This window comes from Rhodoferax sp. WC2427 (genome assembly GCF_040822085.1).
In the GTDB taxonomy this organism is placed as follows: domain Bacteria; phylum Pseudomonadota; class Gammaproteobacteria; order Burkholderiales; family Burkholderiaceae_C; genus Rhodoferax_B.
Map to the genome: position 1 here is coordinate 2343130 of NZ_CP162006.1, position 26370 is coordinate 2369499.

The 26370-nt window shown below is 60.9% G+C and carries 24 protein-coding genes and 1 tRNA gene; 19 read left to right on the forward strand and 6 right to left on the reverse strand.

The features are described from left to right. Positions 1-46: 46 nt before the first annotated feature. The 10 genes from iscR (at position 47) to AB3G31_RS11140 (ending at position 7463) form a co-directional block, all read left to right on the forward strand. The gene (gene iscR / locus AB3G31_RS11095; protein ID WP_367850226.1) at positions 47-583 is read left to right on the forward strand and encodes a Fe-S cluster assembly transcriptional regulator IscR; all 537 of its coding nucleotides are present in this window, start codon (positions 47-49) and stop codon (positions 581-583) included. Positions 584-669: 86 nt separating this feature from the next. Continuing rightward, on the forward strand, positions 670-1887 hold the full coding sequence (locus AB3G31_RS11100) for an IscS subfamily cysteine desulfurase (RefSeq protein WP_367850227.1): 1218 nt from the start codon (positions 670-672) through the stop codon (positions 1885-1887). A 23-nt stretch (positions 1888-1910) separates the two neighbouring features. Further along, positions 1911-2315 (forward strand): Fe-S cluster assembly scaffold IscU, encoded by a 405-nt coding sequence (gene iscU, locus AB3G31_RS11105; RefSeq protein ID WP_315184031.1) that lies wholly within the window; start codon positions 1911-1913, stop codon positions 2313-2315. A gap of 2 nt (positions 2316-2317) precedes the next feature. Then, complete coding sequence (iscA, locus tag AB3G31_RS11110) at positions 2318-2641, forward strand: iron-sulfur cluster assembly protein IscA (protein WP_315184032.1); 324 nt, start codon at positions 2318-2320, stop codon at positions 2639-2641. Positions 2642-2703: 62 nt separating this feature from the next. Continuing rightward, positions 2704-3216, forward strand: coding sequence for a Fe-S protein assembly co-chaperone HscB (hscB, locus tag AB3G31_RS11115; RefSeq protein ID WP_367850228.1), 513 nt, complete (start codon positions 2704-2706; stop codon positions 3214-3216). A 28-nt stretch (positions 3217-3244) separates the two neighbouring features. Next, positions 3245-5110 (forward strand): Fe-S protein assembly chaperone HscA, encoded by a 1866-nt coding sequence (gene hscA, locus AB3G31_RS11120; protein ID WP_367850229.1) that lies wholly within the window; start codon positions 3245-3247, stop codon positions 5108-5110. 1 nt (position 5111) lies between these two features. Continuing rightward, on the forward strand, positions 5112-5450 hold the full coding sequence (gene fdx, locus AB3G31_RS11125) for an ISC system 2Fe-2S type ferredoxin (protein WP_367850230.1): 339 nt from the start codon (positions 5112-5114) through the stop codon (positions 5448-5450). 58 nt (positions 5451-5508) lie between these two features. Beyond that, a complete protein-coding gene (dnaQ, locus tag AB3G31_RS11130; RefSeq protein ID WP_367850231.1) occupies positions 5509-6222 on the forward strand; it encodes a DNA polymerase III subunit epsilon in 714 nt (237 codons plus the stop codon). A gap of 50 nt (positions 6223-6272) precedes the next feature. After that, a tRNA-Val gene (locus AB3G31_RS11135) sits at positions 6273-6347 on the forward strand. Positions 6348-6803: 456 nt separating this feature from the next. Further along, positions 6804-7463 carry a hypothetical protein gene (locus tag AB3G31_RS11140; protein WP_367850232.1) on the forward strand — a complete coding sequence of 220 codons (660 nt, stop codon included), beginning with the start codon at positions 6804-6806 and terminating at the stop codon, positions 7461-7463. A 389-nt stretch (positions 7464-7852) separates the two neighbouring features. Here AB3G31_RS11140 and AB3G31_RS11145 read toward each other — a convergent pair whose 3' ends face one another. Both AB3G31_RS11145 and AB3G31_RS11150 read right to left on the reverse strand, forming a co-directional pair. Continuing rightward, complete coding sequence (locus tag AB3G31_RS11145; RefSeq protein WP_367850233.1) at positions 7853-9187, reverse strand: class I SAM-dependent methyltransferase; 1335 nt, start codon at positions 9185-9187, stop codon at positions 7853-7855. Positions 9188-9689: 502 nt separating this feature from the next. Continuing rightward, a complete protein-coding gene (locus tag AB3G31_RS11150) occupies positions 9690-10073 on the reverse strand; it encodes a KGG domain-containing protein (RefSeq protein WP_367850234.1) in 384 nt (127 codons plus the stop codon). 581 nt (positions 10074-10654) lie between these two features. Here AB3G31_RS11150 and AB3G31_RS11155 point away from each other — a divergent pair. Beyond that, positions 10655-12649 (forward strand): methyl-accepting chemotaxis protein, encoded by a 1995-nt coding sequence (locus AB3G31_RS11155; protein WP_367850235.1) that lies wholly within the window; start codon positions 10655-10657, stop codon positions 12647-12649. A 216-nt stretch (positions 12650-12865) separates the two neighbouring features. Next, the gene (locus AB3G31_RS11160; RefSeq protein WP_367850236.1) at positions 12866-15763 is read left to right on the forward strand and encodes a PAS domain S-box protein; all 2898 of its coding nucleotides are present in this window, start codon (positions 12866-12868) and stop codon (positions 15761-15763) included. A gap of 67 nt (positions 15764-15830) precedes the next feature. Here the strand turns inward: AB3G31_RS11160 and AB3G31_RS11165 are convergent, their stop codons facing one another. Together AB3G31_RS11165 and AB3G31_RS11170 are read right to left on the reverse strand one after the other, a co-directional pair. Beyond that, positions 15831-18524, reverse strand: a complete 2694-nt coding sequence (locus tag AB3G31_RS11165) for a GNAT family N-acetyltransferase (RefSeq protein ID WP_367850237.1) — start codon at positions 18522-18524, stop codon at positions 15831-15833. Positions 18525-18549: 25 nt separating this feature from the next. Then, positions 18550-19488, reverse strand: a complete 939-nt coding sequence (locus AB3G31_RS11170; protein ID WP_367850238.1) for a LysR family transcriptional regulator — start codon at positions 19486-19488, stop codon at positions 18550-18552. A 95-nt stretch (positions 19489-19583) separates the two neighbouring features. Here AB3G31_RS11170 and AB3G31_RS11175 point away from each other — a divergent pair, with 95 nt between their 5' ends. The 4 genes from AB3G31_RS11175 to AB3G31_RS11190 all read left to right on the forward strand — a co-directional run bounded on the left by AB3G31_RS11175 (position 19584) and on the right by AB3G31_RS11190 (position 22536). Further along, entirely contained in the window at positions 19584-20159 is a 576-nt protein-coding gene (locus AB3G31_RS11175) for a YceI family protein (protein WP_367850239.1), read from the forward strand. A 42-nt stretch (positions 20160-20201) separates the two neighbouring features. Further along, positions 20202-20810, forward strand: coding sequence for an FMN-dependent NADH-azoreductase (locus tag AB3G31_RS11180; protein ID WP_367850240.1), 609 nt, complete (start codon positions 20202-20204; stop codon positions 20808-20810). 46 nt (positions 20811-20856) lie between these two features. Further along, positions 20857-21447, forward strand: a complete 591-nt coding sequence (locus AB3G31_RS11185) for an NADPH-dependent F420 reductase (RefSeq protein ID WP_367850241.1) — start codon at positions 20857-20859, stop codon at positions 21445-21447. A gap of 90 nt (positions 21448-21537) precedes the next feature. Continuing rightward, positions 21538-22536: a pirin family protein gene (locus AB3G31_RS11190; protein ID WP_367850242.1), complete on the forward strand. Its 999-nt coding sequence runs from the start codon at positions 21538-21540 to the stop codon at positions 22534-22536. 27 nt (positions 22537-22563) lie between these two features. On the opposite strand, the gene AB3G31_RS11195 is transcribed toward AB3G31_RS11190, so the two are convergent. Further along, a complete protein-coding gene (locus AB3G31_RS11195; RefSeq protein WP_367850243.1) occupies positions 22564-23592 on the reverse strand; it encodes an NADP-dependent oxidoreductase in 1029 nt (342 codons plus the stop codon). Positions 23593-23710: 118 nt separating this feature from the next. On the opposite strand from AB3G31_RS11195, the gene AB3G31_RS11200 reads away from it, so the two are divergent. From AB3G31_RS11200 to AB3G31_RS11210, 3 genes are read left to right on the forward strand one after another with little or no spacing between them, the layout of a single operon-like run. After that, on the forward strand, positions 23711-23992 hold the full coding sequence (locus AB3G31_RS11200; RefSeq protein ID WP_367850244.1) for a DUF427 domain-containing protein: 282 nt from the start codon (positions 23711-23713) through the stop codon (positions 23990-23992). Beyond that, on the forward strand, positions 23989-24732 hold the full coding sequence (locus AB3G31_RS11205) for a 2OG-Fe dioxygenase family protein (RefSeq protein ID WP_367850245.1): 744 nt from the start codon (positions 23989-23991) through the stop codon (positions 24730-24732). The genes AB3G31_RS11200 and AB3G31_RS11205 overlap by 4 nt, the downstream gene beginning before the upstream one ends. Positions 24733-24755: 23 nt before the next feature. Continuing rightward, positions 24756-24995, forward strand: a complete 240-nt coding sequence (locus AB3G31_RS11210; protein ID WP_367850246.1) for a YdcH family protein — start codon at positions 24756-24758, stop codon at positions 24993-24995. A gap of 117 nt (positions 24996-25112) precedes the next feature. On the opposite strand, the gene AB3G31_RS11215 is transcribed toward AB3G31_RS11210, so the two are convergent. Beyond that, the gene (locus AB3G31_RS11215; protein WP_367850247.1) at positions 25113-26273 is read right to left on the reverse strand and encodes a Gfo/Idh/MocA family protein; all 1161 of its coding nucleotides are present in this window, start codon (positions 26271-26273) and stop codon (positions 25113-25115) included. Between the last annotated feature and the right edge of the window lie 97 nt (positions 26274-26370).

The following is a 26370-nucleotide window of genomic DNA, read 5'->3' on the forward strand; positions in this document are numbered from 1 at the left end:
CGCGCGGCCACCGTGCGCCCCAAGGCCATGTAAACAGGAGCTTGCGATGCGACTCACCACTAAAGGCCGTTTTGCGGTCACCGCCATGATTGATCTGGCCCTGCGCCAGAACAATGGCCCCGTCACGCTCGCGGCCATCAGCCAACGGCAACAAATCTCTCTCTCGTACCTGGAGCAACTGTTCGGCAAACTGCGCCGCCACGAGCTGGTCGAGTCCACCCGCGGCCCTGGCGGCGGCTACACCCTGGGCCGCAAAGCCGCCGACATCACCGTGGCCGACATCATTGTGTCGGTCGATGAGCCGATGGACGCGACCCAGTGCGGCGGCAAGGAAAACTGTTTGGGCGAAGCTGGCCGCTGCATGACGCACGACCTGTGGGCCTCGCTGAACACCCGCATGGTGGAGTTTCTGGACTCGGTGAGCCTGCAAAAACTGGTGGACGAGCAACTCGCCAAGGGCGTGCAGATCGAAAGCAAGCCCATGGTCAAGCGCGCCATCTCCAGCATGCCGGTCGTCAAGCCCATGCGCATCACCGGACCGAATTCGGTGTTTGCCCTTGGCAACGTGTTTGCCAAGTCGTAACGCCAGCAACGTGTTTGCCAGATTCTGATTTTTTAACAGTGCTTTTTTAAAGCCAGCCTTTACCGATCTTCTTCGAGAGCTAGCCAATGGACACCCCACACTTCCCGATTTACATGGACTACAGCGCCACCAACCCCTGCGATGAGCGGGTGGTGGATGCCATGATTCCCTGGTTGCGCGAACACTTCGGCAACCCCGCGTCGCGCAGCCATGCATGGGGCTGGGAGGCGGAAGCCGCGGTGGAAAAAGCCCGCGAACAGGTGGCGGCCCTGATCGGTGCCGACCCGCGCGAAATCGTCTGGACCTCGGGTGCCACCGAATCCAACAACCTGGCGCTCAAGGGTGCCGCGCATTTCTACAAGACCAAGGGCAAGCACATCATCACGGTCAAGACCGAGCACAAAGCCGTGCTCGATACCTGCCGCGAACTAGAGCGCCAGGGTTTTGAAGTGACCTACCTGGACGTGCAGGCCGATGGCCTGGTCGATCTGGAAGCCTTCAAGGCGGCCATCCGCCCCGACACCATCCTGGCCAGCGTGATGTTCGTGAACAACGAAATCGGTGTCATTCAGGACATCGCCGCCATCGGTGCCATCTGCCGCGAAAAGGGTGTGATCTTCCACTCCGACGCAGCCCAGGCCACCGGCCGCGTTGAATTCGATCTGTCGAAAATGCCCGTCGATCTGATGAGCCTGACCTCGCACAAGACCTACGGCCCCAAAGGCATTGGCGCGCTGTTTGTCCGCCGCAAGCCGCGCATTCGCCTGGAAGCGCAAATGCACGGCGGTGGCCACGAGCGCGGCATGCGTTCCGGCACCTTGCCCACGCACCAGATTGTGGGCATGGGCGAGGCGTATCGCATTGCCAAGGAAGAAATGGGCGCGGAAAACATCCGCATCCAGGCCTTGCACGACCGCATGCTGGCAGGCCTGAAGGGCATCGAGCAGGTCTTCATCAATGGCCACGAGACGCAGCGCGTGCCGCACAACTTGAACATGAGCTTCAACTACGTCGAGGGCGAGTCGCTGATCATGGGCATCAAGGGCTTGGCAGTGTCCAGCGGTTCGGCCTGCACATCGGCCAGCCTGGAACCCAGCTACGTATTGCGCGCCCTGGGCCGCAGCGACGAGCTGGCCCACAGCAGCCTGCGCATGACCATTGGCCGCTGGACCACCGAGGCCGACATCGACTACGCGGTCGATACCATCAAAACCAATGTGGCCAAGTTGCGCGACCTGAGCCCTTTGTGGGAAATGTACCAAGATGGCATCGACATCAGCACCATCCAATGGTCTGCGCATTGATCTGAACTGAAGAGGTAAACAAAATGGCATACAGCGAAAAAGTGGTAGACCACTATGAAAACCCCCGCAACGTCGGCTCGTTTGAAAAAGGCGACGACAGCGTAGGGACCGGCATGGTCGGCGCACCGGCGTGCGGCGACGTGATGAAGCTGCAGATCAAGGTCAACCCGGTCACCGGCGTGATCGAAGACGCGCGCTTCAAGACCTACGGCTGCGGCTCGGCCATCGCGTCCAGCTCGCTGGTCACCGAATGGGTCAAGGGCAAAACCCTGGACGAAGCAGCGGCCTTGAAAAACAGCCAGATCGCCGAAGAACTGGCGCTGCCCCCGGTCAAGATCCATTGCTCCATCCTGGCCGAAGACGCCATCAAGGCCGCGGTCAGCGACTACAAGCAAAAACACGCTGCGGCGGCTGCCCAGGTCCACTGAACATGGCTGTCACGCTGACTGAGGCCGCTGCCCGGCATGTCACCCGCTACCTGGCCAAACGCGGCAAGGGCGTGGGCGTGCGCCTGGGTGTCAAGACCACGGGTTGCTCGGGCCTGGCCTACAAGCTGGAGTACGTAGACGAATTCGCCCCCGAAGACGTGATTTTCGAAGGCCATGGCGTCAAGGTGCTGGTTGATCCGAAAAGCCTGGCCTACATCGACGGCACGCAGCTCGACTTTGTGCGCGAGGGCCTGAACGAGGGCTTCAAGTTCGAGAACCCGAACGAGCGTGACAAATGTGGCTGCGGAGAGAGCTTTCGCATCTAGGCTTTTTGCACCCGCCACCAACCGCCCGAGCCCCGTGCCGCGGCGGTTTTTTCTTGGTAGCCATGAACCTCCAATCCAACGACTTCGCGCTGTTTGACATCCCCGTGCAGTTCACGCAAGACCACACCGCCATGCAGACCCGCTGGCAGGCCTTGCAGCGCGAGGCGCATCCCGACCGCTTTGCCGCCCAGGCCGGTGCGGCGCAGCGCCTGGCCATGCAGTGGTCGGTGCGCATCAACGAAGCCTGGGCGCGGCTGAAAGACCCGCTCAAGCGTGCCGCCTACCTGTGCGAGCTCCATGGCGCACCCATCCAGGCCGAGAACAACACCGCCATGCCCGGCGCGTTTTTGGTGCAGCAGATGGAGTGGCGCGAGGCCCTGGACGATGCCCACAGCCCCGCCGCACTGGAGGCGCTGAACACCGAGGTGCTGCAAGCCCGCCGCGATGGCCTGGCCGCATGCGCCCGCTTGTTGGACGAAGCCCACGATTACGCCGCTGCCGCCCAGCAGGTGCGTGCGCTGATGTTCATCGAGCGCTTTGCCCGCGACGTGGACGATGCTATCGACCGCCTGTAACAATTGACGACCCACTAACCATTTCCCCATGGCGCTCCTCCAAATCTCCGAACCCGGCCAGTCGCCCGACCCGCACCAGCGCCGCCATGCCGTCGGCATCGACCTCGGCACCACCCATTCGCTGGTAGCCACCGTGCGCAGCGGCGAAGCCGTGTGCCTGCCCGACGACCAGGGCCGGGTGATCCTGCCCAGCGTGGTGCGCTACCTGCCGGGCGACAAACGCCAGATCGGCCATGACGCACTGGCCGCCCAGGCCAGCGACCCTGAAAACACCATCGCCTCGGTGAAGCGCTTCATGGGCCGCGGCCTGGCCGACATCGCCCAGCGCGAAAAGCTGCCCTACGTGTTCATCGACAAGCCCGGCATGGTGGGCTTGCAGACGGCGCACGGTGAGAAATCGCCGGTCGAAGTCAGCGCCGAGATCCTGGCCACCCTGCGTTTCCGCGCCGAAGACAGCTTTCTGGACGACGTATACGGTGCCGTCATTACCGTGCCCGCCTACTTTGACGATGCCCAGCGCCAAGCCACCAAGGACGCGGCGCAACTGGCCGGGCTGAACGTGCTGCGCCTGATCAACGAGCCCACGGCCGCGGCCATCGCCTACGGGCTGGACAACGGCAGCGAAGGCATTTACGCGGTGTACGACCTGGGCGGCGGCACCTTCGACATCAGCATCCTGCGCCTGAGCCAGGGTGTGTTCGAAGTGATTGCCACTGGCGGCGACGCAGCCCTGGGCGGCGACGACTACGACCGCGCCCTGGCCGACTGGGTGCTGGCCCAGACTGGCCAGCAGGCCGTTACCGCATCCGACAAAGTGGCCTTGAACGCCGCAGCCCGCGCCTGCAAGGAAGCACTGTCTGCTACAGATTTAGTAGCTTTTCACGCTGATGTATCGGGCGTGAGCGTGCAATTAGACGTAAAGAAATCCGACTTTGAGGCCGCCACGGCCCATCTGACCGCCCGCACCATGGCCGCCGTGCGCAAGGCGCTGCGCGATGCCAAGCTGAGCGTCGACGAAGTGCAGGGCACGGTGATGGTGGGCGGCTCTACCCGCATGCCGCAGATCCAGCGCGCCGTAGCCGACTACTTTGGCCGCGCGCCGCTCACCAACCTGAACCCCGACGAAGTCGTTGCCCTGGGTGCTGCCATCCAGGCCAACCAGCTGGCGGGCAACCGGTCGGCCGATGGGGCAGGGGACTTGCTGCTGTTGGACGTGATTCCTCTGTCGCTGGGCATCGAGACCATGGGCGGCCTGGTCGAGCGCATCGTGCCGCGCAACCAGACCATCCCCACGGCGATGGCGCAAGATTTCACCACCTACCAGGACGGCCAGACCGCGTTGGCCTTGCATGTGGTGCAGGGTGAGCGCGACCTGGTGGCCGACTGCCGCAGCCTGGCCCGCTTCGAGCTGCGCGGCATTCCGCCCATGGCGGCTGGCGCGGCGCGCATCCGCGTGACCTTCACCGTGGATGCCGACGGCCTGCTCAGCGTGGCTGCGAAAGAGCAGGGCAGTGGCGTGGAAGCGCAGATCACCGTCAAGCCCAGCTATGGCCTGAGCGACGAACAAATTGCCCAGATGCTGCAAGACAGCTTCCACACCGCCGCGCAAGACATGCAGGCCCGCGCCCTGGTCGAAGCCCGCGTGGATGCCGACCGCATGCTGCTGGCCACCCAGAGCGCGCTGGCCGCCGATGGCGATTTGCTGTCAAGGGACGAACTTGCCACCATCGAGGCGCTGCGGGCCGAGCTGGTCCAGGCCAAGCTGCTCACCGATGCCAAACAGGTCGAAGCCGCCACCAAACAACTCGCCGACGGCACCGAAGCCTTCGCCGCCGCCCGCATGAACCGGGGCATCCAGCACGCCCTGTCCGGCAAGAACATTGAAAGTATTTGACATGCCCATCATCAAAATCCTGCCCCACCCCGAATACTGCCCGCAAGGTGCCGAGATCAGCGCGCCCGCGGGCACCTCGATCTGCGAGGCCATGCTGGACAACCACATCAACATCGAGCACGCCTGCGACATGAGCTGCGCCTGCACCACCTGCCACGTCATCGTGCGCGAGGGCTTCCAGTCGCTGGGCGAACTGGACGAAAATGAAGAAGACCTGCTGGACCGCGCCTGGGGCCTGGAGCCGCAGTCGCGCCTGGGCTGCCAGGCCTTGCTGGCGCAGCAAGACGTGACGGTGGAAATCCCCAAATACACCATCAACCACGCCAAAGAACTTCACTGATAAAAATGGCTGTTTGCGCTTATTCCATCAGCGTAAGCAGCTGTCAAAAGAATAGTTTATGCGCCAAATCATTCTGGATACCGAGACCACCGGCCTGTCGGCAGCAGGCGGTGACCGCGTGCTGGAAATCGGCTGCGTCGAGCTGCTCAACCGCAAGCTCACCGGCCACCATTTCCACCACTACATCAACCCCGAGCGCGACAGCCACGAAGACGCGCTGCGGGTGCACGGCATCACCACCGAATTCCTGCGCGACAAGCCCAAGTTCGCCGAGATCGTCGATGCGTTTGTAGCCTACTGCCAGGATGCCGAGCTGGTCATCCACAACGCCGCGTTCGACGTCGGCTTTCTGGACAAAGAGCTGGAGCGCCTGGGCAAACCGCCGCTCAGGAGTTTTGTCAGCGGCATCATCGACACCCTGGCCCTGGCCAAGGAGCTGTACCCCGGCAAACGCAATTCGCTCGATGCCCTGTGCGACCGCCTGGAGGTCGACCGTTCCGGCCGCGACGTGCACGGCGCCTTGCTGGATGCCGAGCTGCTGTCCCAGGTCTACATCAACCTCACGCGCGGGCAAGATGCCCTGCTGATCGACGTGGGCATTGAGGACACCACGGTGGCCGCCGTCCCGCAGATGGACCTCAGCACCTTCGTGCTGCCCGTGCTGCAGGTCAGCCTCGAGGAGGCCGCGGCCCACCAGGATTTGTTGAAACAACTTGATAAATCGAGCGGCGGCAAGACAGTCTGGCGAATCCTCGAAAAAGATGTTGTATAATTCGAGGCTTACCTGATAGCGATTAACAAATCGCAGATCACCAAATATCAGGGCGATTAGCTCAGGGGTAGAGCACTGCATTCACACTGCAGGGGTCGCAAGTTCGAAACTTGCATCGCCCACCAATTGAAGCCTTCCACACCGCACGGTCTGGAAGGCTTTTTTCATGGGCCGCTGGGTAACGATGGCCTCGTGCATATTCCTGGCCGCCTCCCGTCCAACCGACCCATCGGCGGTCGTTACTCCCTTGTCTTGCAAAAAAATCGCTTCGCAAGCCATTCCGCCTGATCGCGCAAACCGTCCAACACCTGGCGGGTGAAGTATCCCCAGTTTGGCCGAGGCTCTGCGCGTGCGCGCAGGTTTGCAAAAGATAGAAATGGCGACGCGAAAAAGCCTCGCCACGAGGCAAGTGTCCCTAATCGCTGTGGCAATCGACTTATTAAATTAAGACTTGGGCTGTGAGGCTGTGCTAGGTGGATCTATGGGAAACGATAGGGCGGATATTTAAATTGGGTTGTATTCCAATCTGGTTAAAAGATATACAAAGATGCTTCCAATTAAATTGATGGCTAAGTCCTGTGTTGGCGCGTTGTCCTACAGAATTTGAAGAAAATTTGAATTTAATAGTCTGTTTATATTTCGTAATATTATCTCGTATCGGGCACACAATTCAATTACATCAACTGTCGGAGGAAATTATGGGAAATACTCCAAAATTTGATGCGCAAGGATATCTGGTTACCGGAATATTTCCAAATCGGGAAAGCGCTGAGTCTGCGTTTGGCATCGCAACGGAGCATGGTTACACGAAGGACGATGTGAATATCCTGATGTCAGACGAGACCCGGAAACGCAGCTTCGCCGATGAAAATATGGCTTTTAAACAGACCGAACTGGGCACCAAGGTTGCTGAAGGTGCGGAAGTTGGCGGGGCCATTGGTGGAACATTGGGCGCCATTGCAGGCGCCATTGCCGCAGCAGGAACAAACCTCGCATTGCCTGGTTTAGGGCTGGTTGTAGCAGGACCGGTGGCTGCTGCGATAGCCGGGGCCGGAGTGGGTGCCGCAAGCGGTGGGTTGATAGGTGCTCTTGTGGGTTGGAACATCCCTGAAGAGCGTGTTGCAACTTACGAAAAAGGTTTGAAGGATGGCGGCATTCTTGTGGGAGTAAATACCAAAGACGTAGACGATGCAATATCCATTGAAAATAGATGGAGATCCCATGGACAGGTATATAGATAAATGATTAGTCGAAATATCTGTATTTTTCATGGGTTTCCCCATTCTATTTAATATGTCTATATATTATGGTGACCTGCATATAGTATGAATTTTCTAATTTTTTGATCCTTGCTATTTTTTGACCATTACTAGAATAGGGGTGAATTTATTATTTAATGATGGAGTTGGTATGGTACGGCCATGTCAGAGAAATCACCAAGCCCAGCTGAAAGAGGTTTTAAAATACCATGAAGGACCAATGGAGAAGTCATATTTGATGACTCCCTACCAGTTGCATTCAATTCCCGAAGGGCTGCATCGTTTTGAAAGCGCTCGCAATTATGAATTGGATCGGAGGAAATCGATGTTTTTAGACGATCGAGTTGGTTAGATTTTTACTGGATTCATTTCTATCTATATAGGTCTTTTCGGGTTAGTGGCAATGAGGTTGCAGCCCCTCTGCGCGAGGCTAGTATTTGGTAAATGCCAGTGCCACCTGCTTCAAACTCTAGCGCGCAGGCCGCCATATAGAGCCGCCAAATTCGAAAAGTAGCTTCATCCACAACACCGAGGGCTGCGGTCCGGTTTTCTTCCAGTCGTTGTACCCAATGGCGTAAGGTGAGGGCATAGTGTCGGCGTAGCGCTTCTACATCTTCAATCTCAAAGCCTGCACGCTCCATTCCGAGTTGAATATTGCTGACGCAGTCAAACTCTCCATCAGGAAAAACATAGCGGTTAATGAATTCAGTGGCGACGGTTTGATTCCAGCCTTCTTCATCGTGCGTGATGCCGTGGTTTAAAAAAAGTCCGCCAGGGCGAAGTACCTGTTGCACGGTGGCAAAGTAGGTTGGCAGGTTGGCCAGACCGACGTGTTCAAACATGCCGATGCTGGCAACTTTGTCGTATAGAGCCTGTTCTCCCAGGTCGCGGTAGTCGCGCAGTTCCACCGTCACGCGGTCTTGCAGTCCCTCTGATGCAATGCGCTTGCTTGCGTAATCAAATTGCCGCTGGCTCAGCGTGATGCCATGGGCTCGCACACCATGGTGTCGGGCCGCCCAGCACACGAGAGCACCCCAGCCGCAGCCTATGTCCAGCAAGTATTCACCGGGCCGCAGTCGCAGTTTGCGGCATATGTGCTCCAGCTTGTTACGTTGGGCCCGGTCAAGAGAGTCGTGTTCAGTTTCAAAATAGGCACAGGAATAAACTCTCTCCGTATCCAACCAGAGCCCATAGAATTCATTCGATACGTCGTAGTGAAAGGCAATTGCGGACTGGTCTGAGCGCCGAGAATGGGTATGCGAAAACCCTTCCGCAACGCCAATGGCTTTGCTGCGACGGGATTTGGTGGAAGAATCAAGAACTGCAGATAAGCGCCACGCATCCAGCAGCAAGGAGATCTTGTCGCGCCAAGGCAATACCAGCGATTCAAAATGCGCCTTCAGCGCCAAGGCGCTGTATAAATCGCCCTCGACATCCAATTCACCGCGAAAGTAGGCATCTGCCAGCAGGACAGGACTGGGCGCCGCAATGATCCTTCGCAAAAGCGATGGATCGCGTAGTACCAAGGTGAAGGCGGATGCTTCCATCCCTAACTCATGTAATCTGTCGTCCCAGAGGCGCAAGCTGACGTTTCCCGAATAGCCACGTAGCAAGCGTTCAAGAATTCGGATGGCGAGATCGCAATGTGCGGCTATTCCGGTTTTTGCAGCGCGGGATGGAGTTGGATGCAGAAAATGTGAAGTCATGACGGCCTGGGAATACAAAATTTTTGAAAATATCCAATGGTTTAGTCATTCCTAAGTACGTCGATGTAGCAAGAATAGTTTATTTTTTTGTTTTGTATGTTCGACATCGCACGTAACGTACGTGTCGACAATCAATATTTCAATTTTCTCGTCGCATCTTTGTGCTTTGGACTAATTGAGGAATCAGAATCTATTCAAATCTTAAAAGGCCAGCCATGTTGATAAGGGCACCGCGAGGACAGTAGGCCTTATTCGTCGGTCCAATAGCTCAACAATTTTCCCAGAAAAGAATGTATCTCTTTGATACTTATTTTAATGTGGATTAAATTATCTATATATATTTATAGTTAAAAAGCAAGAACATGATGGGTATAAATATAAAAACCCGCAAAAGTATATTTATTGCGGGTCAAAATATCCATCTGAGGTATCAGATTGGTTCAATGACAGTTATCGAAGTCGTGTAGCGCTTACCACGCTTTTTCAACGCAGTGCATAGGTTTTACTTGGAACGCGAGCCGGAAGAACTATGCGAGCTTTGGGAGGTCTGTGAGCTTTTATTTCCGCCCGAACGGCTTTTTTCGTTGGAATCGTTATCGTCGTCTGTTGATTTGCCGCCATGGCTCTTGCTGCCGGCCGCGCGGGCTTCCTGGGACGTAAATTCATGCGCATTTCCAGAGCTATGTGCAGCCTTTCCGCCCTCTGAGGCTATTTCCCGTTGTTTATCGGGATCCATAGAGGCAAAACCACGACCTTGTGTACCTTGCTGTGACGACCCTTGCTTCGGATCTTTAGGGGTATTCGTGCCGCGGTTATCGCCGTCGTTCTTCCCTTGCTGATTTCCGCGACTGCCGCGGTTGTCATCGTTTTGATAGGTGGATGCCATCACAATCTCCTAGAGTAGTTTGCGGTTTCGATGGGATTAAATTACTCCCATCACAGCTTGTGAATCCGCAGGGAAATTCCTTTGGATCACGGGAAAATAATATATTTTCCGGGTTAACCAATGGAAGGAATTGGGGAATAGTGTGCGTAGGACAATGCCTAAACCGGCCTCGTTCGGGGCCGTCTCACGGGCAGCCTTCCTGTGTTCGAGCAATGCGCAAGCTGCAGGAGCGGCGGGCGATGGACCCCGTTTAGCCGTCGATGTGGCCTGCGCCCAAAGCGATGTTGAGAGCGGTCACGTCGGGGCTATGGCTAAAAGTCTCGAACCACCGGCTAAATATGCCAATTATTCGCTATTTTTATGATAGATATGATTCATGCATAGCTATATCTGCATACAATGAGATGGTGTAAATGATAGATAAGAGATTTGACTGGCACCCTTGAAGGGGCTGCGGTCGTCTTGGCTAGCCCCCCATTTGACTTTGCACACAAGTGCCATGCCTGGCTCCGGCACATCTGGAGTCGGCTTGTGAATGCTGTTTGGCTGAGAGTTCCAGCCACCCTAATGTGAGATAGACGATGCAATACCAACATGCCTTAGCCGCAGGCAACGACAGGGCCGCTTTCCCTGCCACCCATCCAACGGACCGCTTTTTCCGCCACCATGGTCCATGGGCCATCGGTGTGCGGCTATTTCGCAAACTCAAGTTTGGATCGAAGGCGGGCCTGATCTCGTTCGCCTTTCTTTTGCCCCTGGCCTTGCTGGCCATTGCCTACATCCGCAACAGCCAATCCACTATCGATTTCGCCCGCCATGAGTACGTCGGCGTGTCCGTGATCAAGCAGATTGAGCCTTGGCTGATCGAGGTGCAGAAGCAGCGTCGATTGGTGCTCTCCGGTCTGGCCGCGAAGTTGGACATGAACGCCATTGAGGCACTGCTGGAACCGGTCAAAGCGTTGGCAGCCTCGGCACCCGACGGCCTGGATGTGCGCCCAGAGCTTGCCAAGGTGGAACAGTTGCACCAAGCGCTGGCGTCCAGAGCCTCCAGCGCCTCGCCCGACGACTTGGAAGCCGCGATGCAAAGCTATGTCGATGCCGTCCGAGACTTGCGTCTTACGGTGCTGGACCGTTCGAACCTGACGCTCGACCCGGACCAGGACACCTATTACCTGATGGCACTGTCAACCGATGTTGTGTCTGACGTGATCGAGTCGATCTCGCACAGCCGCGCCATGGCCGGCGCAGCGCAACGGCGTGGCAACGCCACCGAAGCGCAAGTGCGGGAGTTGTATGGCATTTGGTATGCCGGCCAGCAACGCATCGGCGCCATCACCCAAATGGCCAGCCGGGCCAACGAAGCCAACACCGATGTGCATTCGCGTATCAAGGCCGATGCGGCCGCAGAGGCGGCCAAAGTCTTCTTTGACGCGGCCTACAAGTCCTGGTTTGGCCCCGCTTTTAGCGCGGACGTGCAACTGCTCGGTGCCACTGGCCAGGTGGCCGTAGACAGCCTTCGTACCACCGGCAGCCAAAGTACCGCCTTGCTGGGCGAGCTTCTGCAGGCGCGCATCGACCGCACCGTAGCGGCGCGTAACAACATGCTGCTGGTCATCCTGGTGTCGCTGCTGGTGGCCGCCTACCTGTTCTATGCGTTCTACCTGGTCATGCGCGGCGGCTTGCAGGAAGTCAGCCGGCACCTGGAAGCCATGACGGCGGGCGACCTTACCACCTCGCCCAAGCCCTGGGGCCAGGATGAGGCTGCGGAACTGATGTTCATGCTCGGCAATATGCAGGCCAGCCTGCGGCGCATGGTGGTGCAGGTGCGCCATGCATCCGACGACATCGTGCATGCCAGCACCGAGATTGCAGACGCCTCTCATGAACTGTCGGCACGCACGGAGCAAACCGCTGCCAACCTGGAGCAGACCGCAGCGGCCATGGAGCAAATCAGCGCCACGGTCAAACAGACGTCGGAGCATGTGCACGAAGCCACCAAGATCGCAACCCATAACGCCGAGATCGCCAGCCACGGTGGCAATGTGATTGGCAACATGGTCGCCACCATGGAGGAAATCCAGGGCTCCTCCGCCAAGATCAGCGACATCATTGGTGTCATTGACGGCATCGCTTTTCAGACCAACATCCTGGCACTGAATGCCGCCGTTGAAGCGGCCCGGGCCGGAGAGCAAGGCCGGGGGTTTGCCGTGGTGGCTACAGAAGTACGGGCGCTGGCGGGGCGTTCCGCCGAGGCGGCCCGAGAAATCAAGACGCTGATTTCCACCAGCGCGGTGAAAGTGCATAGCGGCATGGGAATCGTGCGTGACGCAGGCTCGGCCATCACCGATATCGTCACCAGCGCCCAGCGCATCAGCGGACTGCTCAACGAAATCGCCATGGGCTCCCAAGAGCAAAGCCAGGGCGTAGCGCAGGTTGGCTCCGCCGTCCAGGAACTGGACCGCGCAACGCAGCAGAACGCAGCCATGGTCGAGGAAACGGCCGCCGCCGCTGGTGCCTTGCGTGACCAGGCCCAAGGTTTGGCCGAAGAAGTCGCCCGCTTCAAAGTGCCAACCTGAACGGCATGCGCGCCACCAGCGTCCAAGGCAACGGTCCACCAGGCCATCCAGCGGTATGGAAGCGGCAAATGCGGTGCCCGCTGCACGGGCTGCTTGCGATAGACTGGGTACAAAACCGCAGGCCACAGAGGCCATAGAGGCCATAGAGGCCATAGAGGCCATAGAGGCCATAGAGGTTCGCGCCGTTCAAAGTACCGGAAGTTCGAGAAAGCCCAGATGCCCGTAAATCCGTTGGATGCGTCCGTCGAATCTTCCCGCATGGCGCGTTTGCGGGAGTTGGTGGTTTTGGACAGTGCGCCAGAACCTTTGTTTGACGAGTTGGTCCGGCTCGCGGCGCTGACCTGTGGGGTGCCGATTGCCTTGATCAGCCTCGTTGACGACGAGCGCCAATGGTTCAAGGCCAACGTCGGGCTGCCGGGCGTCAACGAAACGCCGCGCGACGTGGCCTTTTGCGCCCACGCGATCCAGAACGACGCACTGTTCAGCGTGGCAGATGCCTCGCAAGACGACCGGTTCGCAGACAACCCTCTGGTGACGGGCAGTCCCCACATCCGTTTCTATGCAGGCGCACCGTTGGCACTTGCCAGCGGTGACCGGGTGGGCACCCTTTGTGTCATAGACCGGACGGCCCGCAAGTTGACCGAACCCCAAATACAGATGCTGCAATCCCTGGCCCGATTGGCCACCCAGGGTCTTGAGATGCGCCGAGATCTCATCCGCAAGGCCTTGTCCGTCCGCACCGAATTTGAGCAGGCCCTGACCCACAGCGAAGCCCGGCACCGCGCGCTGATCGAGGACCAGGCGGAATTGGTTTCTCTGGCCCGGCGCGACGGCGAGCTGGTGTACGTCAATCCGGCCTACGCGCGCCAGTTCCAGCGCGACCCGGCAGCGATGGTGGGCAGCAACCTCTTTGAAGAGGTGGACGCCGCATCCCAGGACAACGTCAAACGTCTGATTGCCGAGGTGTTTGCCACAGGGGGTGTTCGCACCAGCGAAAACGGCATGCGGGGACCCGATGGCCACATCCGCTGGGTTGCCTGGACCAACAGCCTGCAACGGGGCGTAGACGGCGAGCTGCTGCTGCATTCGGTCGGACGGGACTTTACCGACCGCAAACGCGTGGAGGACGCGCTGCGTGCCAGCCAGGGATTTTTGTACCGAACCGGCCGTGTCGCAGGGGTTGGCGGATGGGAGGTGGACCTGGCCACAGGCACCATCACCTGGTCGGACGAAACCCGCCGGATCCACGAGGTCGACCCAGCCTACGTCCCGGTGATGGAAACCGCCATCGCGTTTTATGTGCCAGAGGCGCGCCAGACCATCGAGGCTGCGGTGCAGCGCGGAACACGCGAAGGACTGCCCTGGGACCTTGAGCTGCAGATGGTGACGGCACAGGGGCGGTTGATCTGGGTCCGCACTTCCGGCGAGGTGGAGTTTGAAAACGCGCAGCCCGTTCGGTTGGTGGGGGCCTTTCAGGACATTTCAGAACGCAAGCGCCTGGAGCAGCGCTTGACCAAAAGTGAGCGTTTCGTTCGGCAGGTCTCGGACGGTTTGCCGATCCGCATTGCTTATGTGGATGCGCAGCGCCGCTTCCAGTTTGTCAACGAAGCGCATTGCCTGCGACTCGGCCTGCCCCCTGAGCAGATCATCGGCCGCACGCGCGACGAATTGAAGAAGACCTCCGCCGACGAGGTGATCGAGCCCAGGCTCAAAGCCGCCTTGGCTGGCCATCCCCAGCATTTTGAGTACGACGACATGGTGGACGGCCAACTGCGCTGCATCGAGAGCCGGATGATTCCCGATGTCGCGGAAGACGGCACGGTGCGCGGCTTCTATTCGACCGGTATTGACATCACCGAGCGCAAGGCAACCGAGCGGGCGCTGCACGAGCTGATTGCCATTTTCGACACCACGCCGGACTTTGTGGTCCAGTCGAACCACCGCGGCGAGGTCATCTACATGAATCCGGCCGTGCGCCGGGCCGTGGGGATGGCCAGCGACACCCCCTTGGGTGGCCGGAGTTTTAGGGAGTTCAACAGCCCCGCCACCAACCAGTGCTTCATCGACACCATTGTTCCCGCCGTCAAAGCGCGCGGAAGCTGGATTGGCGACACCACGATCCTGGTCGACGGTGGGCGCGAGTTGCCTGTCAACGATATGGTGGTTGCCCACCGAGACCGGAACGGCCGCATCGATCGGTACTCTGCCGTCATGCGGGACATTTCTGCAGAGACAGATGCCCGGCAGCAGTTGCTCCGCCAGACCGCGACCCTGAAGTCCGTCACCGAGGCCATCCCCATGATCGTGGGCGTGGTGGGGACGGACGGCCTCTACCGCTTTGCCAACAGCGGATTTGAGCGCTGGTGCGGTTCTTCTCGCGACAAGATTGTGGGGCGTTCGGTGACCGATGTCCTTGGGCGTATCGAGTACGAGCGCAGCCGCCTGTGGATCGAGCGGGTACAGGCAGGTGAAACCGTAAGCTTCGAAAAAAAATACCCGGGGCGCAGCAGCTACTCCCATCTGGCCATCAGCTACGTCCCGTTGTGGCTCGATGACGGCACCGTGGACGGCTTTGTCCAGATCGCCCAAGACATCACCGAGCACCGCAACGAGGAAGAGCGCCTCTTGCAACTCAGCCAAAGAGACCCCTTGACGGGACTTTTGAACCGTGCCGGCTTTGACAGCTACATGGCCCACCACGCCTATCCCGGCGCTCAACCTTCGCTGGCCTTGCTGTACATCGATTTGGACCATTTCAAACCCGTCAACGACCAGCACGGACACCCTGTGGGAGACCAGGTGCTGCAGATCTTCTCGCAACGCCTGCGCGCCTTGGTGCGGCCCAGCGACGCCGTGGCGAGACTGGGCGGAGACGAATTTGCGATTGTGCTGTCTGGCATCCGCAACGAGTTCAGCGCCGACATGGTCGCCGACAAGCTGGTCGCCGTGGCGCAGCTGCCATTTGAAGTAGGTGACTTGCAGCTACGACTCGGCGCCAGCGTCGGGGTCGCCTTCCGTGCCAATGCCTCGGTAGAGGTCGCTGACCTGGTGGCGCGCGCCGACACAATGCTTTACCAGGCCAAGCAAGCGGGGCGAGGGCGCCGCGCAAGTTAAGTCAAATAGGGCGCTTGTGCTTATGGAATAAGCGTGAGTAGCTATTTTTTAGATAGCACTCGTGGTGTCACAAGGCGTGCGCCACCAGCCGGAAATTCGGGTCTTCGGCAAACGGCTTGACGGTAAAACCCAGCCCGCGCATCAGCTTGAGCATGCCGGGGTTGTTGGCCAGCACCAGGCCTTCGATCTCGCTCAGGCCTTTTTCGCGGGCGACTTCCATAATGCTCAGCATCAGGCGGCTGCCCAGGCCGCGGCCGCTGTAGGCATCGGCCACCACCAATGAGAACTCGCAGCTGGTGCTGTCGGGGTTGGTGATGAAGCGCGACACGCCCAGGATGCGCTCGGTCTCCGTGATGCTGCCGTCGTCGGTGACCACGCGTTCCTTGAACACCGCCACCAGGGCCATTTCGCGGTCGTAGTCCATCAGGGCAAAGCGCGACAGCATGCTGGGCGGCAGCTCGGACAGCATCGACACGTAGCGGAAGTAGCGGCTCTCGGCCGACAGGCCGCGCACCAGGTCCTGCAGCATCTGGGCGTCGTCCGGGCGGATCGGGCGCACGGCGTACTGGCCACCGCCGCGCAGCGGCCATACGTGCTCGTAGTGGGCGGGGTAGGGCAGAATGGCCAGGTGCTGGTAGCTTTGGCCGCGCCCGCTGTGGCCCACGGGGGAATGGTCGATGACGATGCGCGCGTCCACCGCCACCGCGCCCGAGGCGTCCACGATGATGGGGTTGATGTCCATCTCGCGCAGCTGGGGCAGGGCGCAGACCATTTCCGACACGCGCATCAGCACCTGCTCCAGCGCGTGCATGTCCACCGGGCTGGCACCGCGCCATTCGCCCAGGGTTTCGGCCACGCGGGAGCGCTCGATCAGGCTGCGCGCCAGAAACTGGTTCAGCGGGGGCAGTTCCATGGCCCGGTCGTTGAGCAGCTCGATCATGGTGCCACCCGCGCCAAAGGCGATCACCGGGCCAAAGGGGTCGTCGGTGACCAGGCCGATGTAGATTTCGCGCCCGCGCTTGTGGCGCGCCATGTTTTGCACCGTGACACCGTTGATGCGGGCCTGCGGCATTTGCCGCGCCACCAGGGCGACCATGTCGTTGTAGCTGTCGCGCACGCCCACGGCGTTGGCGATGTTCAGCGCCACGCCGTCCACGTCGGACTTGTGGCTGACGTCGGGCGAGTCGATCTTCAGCGCCACCGGGTAGCCCAGCTGGGTGGCGATCATCATGGCCTCGTTGGCGCTGCGCGCCAGCACGGTCTTGGTGACCGGGATGTGGAAGGCCGCCAGCAGGGCCTTGGACTCCATCTCGGTGAGCACCTTGCGGCGTTCGGTCAGCACACTCTCGATCAGCAGGCGTGCGCCTTCGATGTCGGGCTGCGCCAGGGCCGACAAGGGCGGCGGGGTTTGCTGCAGCAGGCGCTGGTTTTGGTAGAACGCGGCGATGTTGCCAAACGCACCCACGGCGGCCTCGGGCGTGCGGAAGGTGGGGATGGCGGCGGCATTGAGCAGCGTGCGCGCGTCTATCACCGAGGCGTCGCCCATCCAGCAGGTCAGCAGCGGCTTGGTGGTGTGGGGCATGAACTCGGCCAGCGCCGCGGCAATGGCGGCGGCATCGCACCCGCCCTTGGGCGAGTGGATCACCAGCACGCCATCCACCTGCGGGTCGGTACTGGCGGCCTTCACGGCGGCCAGGTAGTGGGCGGGCGTGGCGTCTTCGGACAGGTCGACCAGATCCGCCAAGGTGGCCAGCGGCGGCAGCTGGGGCCGCAGGGCCGCCACGCTGGCGGGGCTGAGCGTGCCCAGTTCCAGGTCGATCTCGCTGATCCAGTCGGCCGCCAGCACGCCGGGGCCGCCCCCGTTGGTGACCACGGCCAGCCGCTTGCCCACCGCCCGGTAGCGCGATGCCAGGCACTTGGCCGCCGAGAACAGCTGCACAAAGGAATGCACCCGCACCGCCCCGGCCCGGCGCAGGGCCGAATCAAACACATCGTCGCTGCCCACGATGGTGCCCGAGTGCGTCTGCGCCGCCTTGTTGCCACCGGCCTTGTGTCCGGCTTTCAGCACCACCACCGGCTTGGCGTTGGCCGCGGCGCGCAGGGCGCTCATGAAGCGGCGCGCGTCCGAGATGCCCTCCATGTAGACCACGATGCTGTGGGTGTGGGCGTCATTGGCCAGGTAGTCCAGCACCTGGGCCAGATCGACCGCGGTGTTCGGCCCCAGCGACACCACGGTGGAAAAGCCCACCGCGTTCTGCTTGGCCCAGTCCAGGATGGAGGCCGTCAGCGCGCCCGACTGCGATACCAGCGCCAGGTGCCCCGGCGTGGCCAACGGGCCCGCCACACTGGCGTTCAGGCCCCGGCGCGGGCTCTGGAAGCCCATGCAGTTGGGCCCCAGCAAATGCATGCCGTGGCGCTTGGCCACGCGGTGCAGCTCAGCCGCCTGCGTGGCGTTGATGCCGCTGGACACCACCAGCGCCGAGCGGCACTTGATGCGTCCGGCCACTTCCAGCGCTGCGGCCACGTCCTCGGGCGGCAGGGCGATGATGGCCAGGTCGGCGCGGGTTTGCGCCAGGTCGGCCAGCGTGCCAGAGGTGTGGATGTCCAGAAAGGCCAGGCTGCCGCCAAACGGCTGGGCCTTGAGCGCCGCCACCAGCGTCTGGGCCTGGGGCGTGCCCGGTGCCTCTGCGGTGGGGACCGCACCGGCAAACACCACAATGGAGTCGGGGGCGAAAAGGGAGGTCAGGTAGTGGTTATCCATGAGGCATCTTAGAGCAAGCCTTAACTTACGGCGTGGTGCCGTCTGGCACCGCGTTGGCGGCCCACGCTTTCAGGTGGTCGATGAACCACCTGCCCGCAGGCCCGGGCGGCGTAGAAGCCTTGTGATAGGCAGATATCGCCAGTGGGTAGCCGGTGCGCGGCATGCCATCGACATCCAGGATGACCAGTGTGCCCGCTGCAATGTCCTGTGCCACCATGTGCAGAGGCATGCTGCCCCAGCCCACGCAGTCCTTCAAAAAAGCGTACTTGGTGGACAGATCTGCCAGCCGCCAGGTGGAGGGCGACAAAACGCCGTAGTCCCGACCCGCCATCAACTCGGATCGGTCGGTGAGCACCAGTTGCACGTGCTGCGTCAGCTGGCTTTTGGGAATGTGCTGTGGTACGTGGGCCAGAGGATGGCTTGGTGCCGCCACCATGACCAGTGGGACCTCGCCCAGGCGTTCGCTCACCAGCGAAGGAAACGCCACCGGCAGGGCCGCCAGAATGCCCAGGCTGCAATGCCCGTCCAGTATCGGTTGGTAGCCCGCGCCCAGTCCCTCCACAAACAGCCGCAGTGGCGTCAGGGGAAACCGGCTGGCAAATGCCTTGGCGGCTGCGGTGATGACGGAGGTGGGAAAGAACACATCCACCACCACCGACAACTCGGCCTCCAGGCCCGCGGCCATGAGCTTGGCCCGGGCCTTGAGCGTGTCCACGCCCGACACGATGTTGCGGGCATCGGCGAGTAACAGCACGCCTTCTGCGGTGAGCTTGGGGAAGCGGCCTGTGCGGTCGAACAGCGTGACGCCAATCTGCCCCTCCAAACTGTTCACCCAGCCGCTCACCGCCGATTGCACACGGTTGAGCTTTCTGGCTGCGGCCGAAAAGCTGCCTTCGTCGACGGCGGCGATGAAGGTTCTGAGTTGATCGAGTGAAACGCCATCCAGCATATGTGCGTCATCCATCCCATTAATAGATGGATCACATCTCAATATACCGTCTTTTCAGAATGCATGAAAGACCGCACCATTCACCCACCTAACCACTTTGAAGGACTTTTATGCGTTCCACCCTGATTGCGGCAGCTTGGGCTGCCACTGCTTTTGTCGGCGCCGCCCACGCGGAGGTCGCCACCTACAGCATCGACCCCACCCACACCTTTGTGACGTTCGAGGTCAGCCACTTTGGCACCTCCACCAACCGCGGCCGTTTCGACAAGAAAGAAGGCAGCATCCAACTCGATAAGTTGGCCAAGACCGGCACGGTCGAACTGACGCTTGAAACCAGCTCTATCAGTACCGGCACGGCAGCGTTCGACAAGCATCTGCAGAGCGACAGTTTTTTCAACTCCGCCAGTTTTCCCGCTGCGAAGTTTGTTGCAAACAGCTTCAGCTTTACCAGCGACAAGGTCAGCGAAGTGGCCGGTCAGCTCACCTTGCTAGGCCAAACCCACTCCGTTTTGCTCAAGGCCAGCAACTTCAATTGCTACACCAATCCGATGCTCAAGCGCGAAGTCTGCGGCGGCGATTTCGAAACCACTCTCCAACGCAGCCAATGGGGCATGGGTTGGGGCATCAACCTGGGTATCCCCGATACGGTGAAGCTTGTGGTGCAAGTTGAAGCCGTCAAACAGTAATCCATCCGCAAACCACCCACCACCATATCTTCGAGCCCAACCATGCAACTTCTCCATCTTGACTCCAGCGTACTCGGCACCGCTTCCGTGAGCCGCCAGCTTTCCGCCGAAATCGTCGCCCGCCACCAAGCCTTGCACCCGGACATCACGGTGGTGTCTAGGGACCTGGCAGCCGACCCTGCCTTGCATCTGTCCGGTGCGCACATGGCCGCCTTCCAGGGCGTGGCCGCTGACGATGCCACCATCACTGCGGACCTGCTCAAAGGCAATGCTTACATGGACGAACTGTTCGCCGCTGACGTTCTGGTCATCGGTGCACCCATGTACAACCTGTCCATTCCGACACCGCTCAAGGCCTGGATTGACCGCATTGCGGTGGCCGGCAAGACCTTCCAATATACCGAGGCGGGCCCCGAAGGGCTTCTAAAGCACAAGCGCGCCTTCATTGCGTCATCTCGCGGTGGCGTGTACTCGGCGGGCAGCCCTGCCGCCGCGCTGGAGCACCAAGAGAGCTACCTCATCGGCCTGTTGTCCTTCCTGGGCGTGACGGACGTGACCGTCGTACGCGCAGAGGGCATTGCGTTTGGCCCAGAGGCCAAAGAAGCCGCTGTCGCCCGCGCGCTGGCAGACATCGCGGCTATTACGGCCTAAGCGCCATCACTCCTCCCTCCCCACCTATTTTTTCAAGGAAATTACCATGACCTATTCCATCATCGGCTCCGGCAACGTCGGCACAGCCCTGGCCCGCCAATTCGCCCGCAATGGCATTCCCGTCGGCATCGCCAACACCCGCGGACCCGATTCCCTGGCCGCACTGGCGGCTGAACTGGGCGGCAACGTCGAGGCCATGTCGCTGCAGGATGCACTTCGGGCGGACACCATCTTTCTGGCTATTCCCTTCCTCGCCCACACGGCTGTGGGTGCTGCGCTATCAAACTGGGAGGGTAAAACCATTGTGGACGCGATGAACACCTACGGTGTACCGCCCGAAGCGCTTGCCGGCAAGGCCTCCAGCGATGTGGTGGCGGCCGCGTTCCCGGGGGCCAAAGTGGTCAAGACACTCAACCAGTTGCCCGCGAAATTGTTGGCGATGGACCCCACGGAAAACGGTGGCCGCCGCGTGATGTTTGTGGCGGGCAATGACAATGCCAGCGCTGCAACCATCGCACAACTGGTGGCTGATCTGGGATTCGCGCCCATCCTGCTCGGCAAGGTAAGCGATGTGGGCGTCTTGCTGGAAAGAGGTGGTCCCTTGGTGTTGCAGAACCTCATCAAGCTGAACAACTAAGTTCCGCCCGCGGTCTTGCCGCGCAACGCTGCAGCCGAGGCACCCTGGTTGTGCCTCGGCTGCCTGGCCCTTTCTTGCACCCGAACACCTATGACTTCTTCCATTCTCAAGATCGGCCCACTCGGCTCTCCATGGGAGACCATCGACCCGTTCCTTGTCTGCGTACACCATATCGACAGCTATCCGCAAGGCAATGCCGAATGGGGGCCTGCCGCATCCCTGGCAGGGCACACGCTGGGCCGGGATATGCAGGGGCAAGACGGCTGGCGCATGTACTTTGGTCGCACGGTGCCGGGATTTCCGGCCCATCCGCACCGCGGTTTCGAGACCATCACCATTCTTCGAGAAGGCGTGGTGGACCATTCGGACTCGACGGGTGCCAGCGCCCGCTTCGGTGCAGGTGACGTCCAGTGGCTGACCGCAGGGCGCGGTATTGTCCACGCCGAGATGTTTCCGTTGCTCAACCAAGACGGACCCAACCCTCTGGAGCTGTTTCAAATTTGGCTCAACCTGCCTGCGCGCAGCAAGGTGGTGGAGCCGAACTTCAAAATGTTTTGGGCTGAAGAGATACCCGTTTACCGGGCAAGCGACGCGGATGGCCACACCGAGGTCTTGTGCATTGTGGGAAAACCTTGCGACTTGGACAGCGGCGCACCGCCTGCGCCTCCGCCGAATTCCTGGGCTGCAGACCCGTCCGCCGACGTGGCCCTTTGGAACATCACCCTGTCCCCAGGTGCGAGGTGGACGCTACCCCCCGCTCCGGGGAGCGGCACCCGTAGACAGTTGATCTTTTTCAAAGGTGCCACATTGACCATCGACGGCCAGACCGTGGGCCAACCATCCGCCATGGAAATCTGCTGCACAGAACCCGTAGCAGTGGTCAATGGCGCGGAGTCCAGCGAAATTTTGATGCTGCAAGGGCGGCCGATGGCCGAACCTGTCGTTCAAGACGGCCCGTTCGTCATGAACTCGGCCGACGAAATTCGGCAAGCCTATCTCGACTACCGCCAGACCGGGTTTGGCGATTGGGGCTGGCCCAGCAATGCCCCGGTACATGGACCCGGCAGGCGGCGATTCGCGTCGCGCTGAGCATGCGTGGCCCCACTACAGCTAGCTTTACTCTTGCGCCACCTGCAGCACCAGCTTGCCAAAATTTTCGCCCGCAAACAGCTTCAGCAGCGTCTCGGGGAAGGTGTCCAGCCCCACCACCACATCCTCCTTGCTGACCATGCGGCCGTCTTTCAGATAACCGGCCAGCTCGGCCACGGCCACGGGGTAGCGGTCGGCGTAGTCGAACACCACCATGCCCTGCATGCGGGCGCGGTTGACCAGCAGGCTGAGGTAGTTTTTCGGGCCCTGCACCGGCGTGGTGGTGTTGTACTGGCTGATCGCGCCGCAGATGACGATGCGGGCTGCGCGGGCCAGCTGGGCCAGCACCTGGTCGAGGATGTCGCCGCCCACGTTGTCAAAGTACACGTCTACCCCGCCAATGCAGTGCGCCTTGAGGCCCTCGCGCACCGCGTCCGGTCCGGCCTTGTAGTCGATGCAGGCGTCGAAGCCCAGGGTTTCGACCACCCAGGCGCATTTGGCCGGGCCGCCCGCAATGCCCACCACGCGGCAACCCTTGATCTTGGCCAACTGGCCCACGGTCTGGCCCACGGCACCGGCGGCACCCGACACCACCACGGTTTCGCCCGGTTGCGGCTGGCCAATATCCAGCAGGCCGAAGTAGCCCGTCATGCCGGGCATGCCCAGCACGTTGAGCCACTGCGTCAGGCTGCCCAGGGCCAGGTCGATCTTGAACAGGCCGTTGCGGCGCAGCTGCTCCTGGGGGATCAGCGTGTACTCCTGCACGCCCAGCGAGCCCGACACGTGGTCACCCACGGCAAACAGCGGGTTGTTGGATACCACCACCACGCCCACGCCGCCTGCGCGCATCACCTCGCCGATGCCCACCGGCGGGATGTAGCTCTTGCCCTCGTTCATCCAGCCGCGCATGGCCGGGTCGAGCGACAGGCTCAGCACCTTGACCAGCACGCCACCCGCCGCAGGCTGCTGCACCGGCTCGGTGGTGGCCATCCAGTTGGCGGGGGTGGGCAGGCCCTGGGGGCGGCTGGCAAGGCGGATCTGGTGGTTGGTGGTCATGGTTGGGGCTCCGGTGGGCAAAAAATGGCATGGTACCGAAACCTTGTTCCTTGACTGATCGCAACCGGGACTCGGTGTGGACTGGTATATCCTTAGGCGCTATCCCGAAGGAGTCCCCATGAAAGCCATTTGGAACGGCGCTGTGATCGCCGAGAGCGACGACATCGCGGTGGTGGAAGGCAACCACTATTTCCCGCTGAGTTCGCTGAACCACGACTTTGTAGGTTTCAGCAACCACAAGACCACCTGCCCCTGGAAAGGGCAGGCCAGCTACTACTCGCTGATCGTCAACGGTGAGATGAACACCGACGCGGCCTGGTACTACGCCACGCCCAAGATGGGTGCCGAAGAAGTCGCCGACCGCGTGGCTTTCTGGAAAGGCGTGAAAATCGAAGCATGAGCGCTGTTTTGCTTTCTCCCCCCACCACGCCGCCCGCCCAGGCCGTGGACGTGCTGCGCCGCCAGGCCTACGCAGCCTTCAGCCCCGAAGGCGTGGCTTCATTGGCGGGCTGCACGCTGGCCGATTTGAACGCGCTGGTCCCCAGTTGGGACGACCTGCAGCCCGACGCCTATTTGAAAGACGGTGGCCGCTACCGCCGCCGCCGCCACGCCTGCTTTGTGCTGCAAGGCGACACGCTTGAACAGGTGCCGCACCGCCCGCATTGGCAGCCGGTGGAGTACAACGCCCTGCACGGCGGCATGGAGCGCTGGTTTGCACCCATGCTGGCCACTACCGTCGCCCAGCCCGCATGGACCCAGCTGCTGCTGGCGCTGGGGCAGATCTGCACCACGCTCAAAGGCAGTGGCCAGGCCCCCTGGTACGTGGAAGCGCACCAGTTCCGCATCGACACCACCGACGGCATTGGCCGCCCCACGCCCGAGGGCGCGCACCGCGACGGTGTGGACTTTGTGGCCGTGCTGCTGGTGGGCCGCGAAGGCATCAAGGGCGGCGAAACCCGGGTGTTTGAAGCCGAGGGCCCCCACGGCCAGCGCTTCACCATGACCGCGCCCTGGACGATGCTGCTGCTCGACGATGCCCGCGTGGTGCACGAGTCCACCCCCATCCAGCCGACCGCCGAGGGCGGGCACCGCGACACCCTGGTTTTGACCTTCCGGTCTGCAAATTTTCAGAGCAGTTAGAAGATTCACCACAAGGAGACACCATGGAACTACTCAACCACGACCTGGCCCATGAATTCCCGCAGCTCATCGGCAAGATGCGCAGCCTGAAGCTCAGCAGCTCGCGTTTTTTGCACCTGTTCAATGACTACGATGCCGTCAACAACGCCATCACCAAGATCGAACAGGACGGCGGCGCGATTGCCGACGAGGCGATGGAAAACATGAAAAAGAAGCGCCTGAAGATCAAGGACGACATCTACCAGATGCTCATCGCGGGCTGAGACGGTTTTAGGGGTGAAATAAGGCTCTCGTGCCCATTGGATGAGCGTGAGAAGCTATTAAAGGCGTAGCAAATGCCGGCCCCACCCCGGCCTTCCCCCGGCGGGGGAGGGCGAAATTTACGCCATCGCCGTCCACTTCTGGGCGCTTTGGGCGGATTCCAGCACTTTCTCGATGAAGCGCACGCCGCGCGCGCCGTCTTCTACCCGGGGGTAGTCGGCATCCATCGGGTTGGCCACACCACCGGCCAATCGGGCGCGGATGTCGGCGGCCACGCCCAGGTAGATGTTGGCAAAGGCTTCGATGAAACCTTCGGGGTGGCCTGCAGGCAGGCGCGATGCTTTTATCGCCGCCTCGCACAGGCCGGGGCCGCCGCGCGTCAGGGTGCGCGGGGCATCGTTGAGCGGGGTGTGGGTGAGCCGGTTTGGGTTCTCCTGGCTCCAGTCCAGGGTGCCGCTGCTGCCAAAGACGCGCAGGCGCAGGTCGTTTTCATTGCCGACGCAGATTTGCGAGGCCAGCAAGGCCGCCCGCACGCCGCCTTGCAGGCGCAGCAGCATTTGTGCATCGTCGTCCAGCGTGCGGCCCGCGCCGGTGGCGGCCAGGTCGGCACAGATGCTCTCTACCTCCAGCCCGGTCACGGTGGTCATCAGGTTTTCGGCATGCGAGCCGATGTCGCCCATGGCACCGGCCAGGCCACTCAGGGCCGGGTCCATGCGCCAGGCGGCTTGTTTGTTGCCGGTGTCTTCCACGGCGGTGGCCAGCCAGCCCTGGTGATATTCCACGATGACTTTGCGCACCGTGCCGATGGCACCGCTGCGCACCATCTCGCGCATTTGCCGTACCAGCGGGTAGCCGGTGTAGTTGTGCGTGACGCCGAAGACCGTGCCCTGGCGCTTGACGGCATCCACCAGCGCCTGGGCCTGCGCGCTGGTGTGCACCAGGGGCTTGTCGCACACCACGTGGAAGCCCGCCTCCACAAAGGCCTGGGCGACGGGGAAGTGCAGGTGGTTGGGGGTGACGATGCTGACGAAGTCGATGCGCTCGTGCGCCGGGCGCTTGAGTTCGTCGGCCAGTAAATCTTGCCAGCTGCCGTGGTTGCGGTCATCGACTAAGAACAGGTCGCGGCCCGAGGCGCGGGCCTTGTCGGGACTGCTGGAGAGGGCGCCTGCGACCAGTTCGATCTGGCCGTCCAATGCGGCGGCTTTGCGGTGCACTGCGCCAATAAAGGCATCGCGCCCGCCGCCGACCATGGCGTAGCGGAGTTTGCGGTGGGTTGTCATGGTTACTATGGGTTTTATAGCTGGTTACGCTTATGGAATGGGCTGTAGAGCACTTTTTTGTTTAAATTTTGGAGTGTGGCTATAGAGACCCTCACCC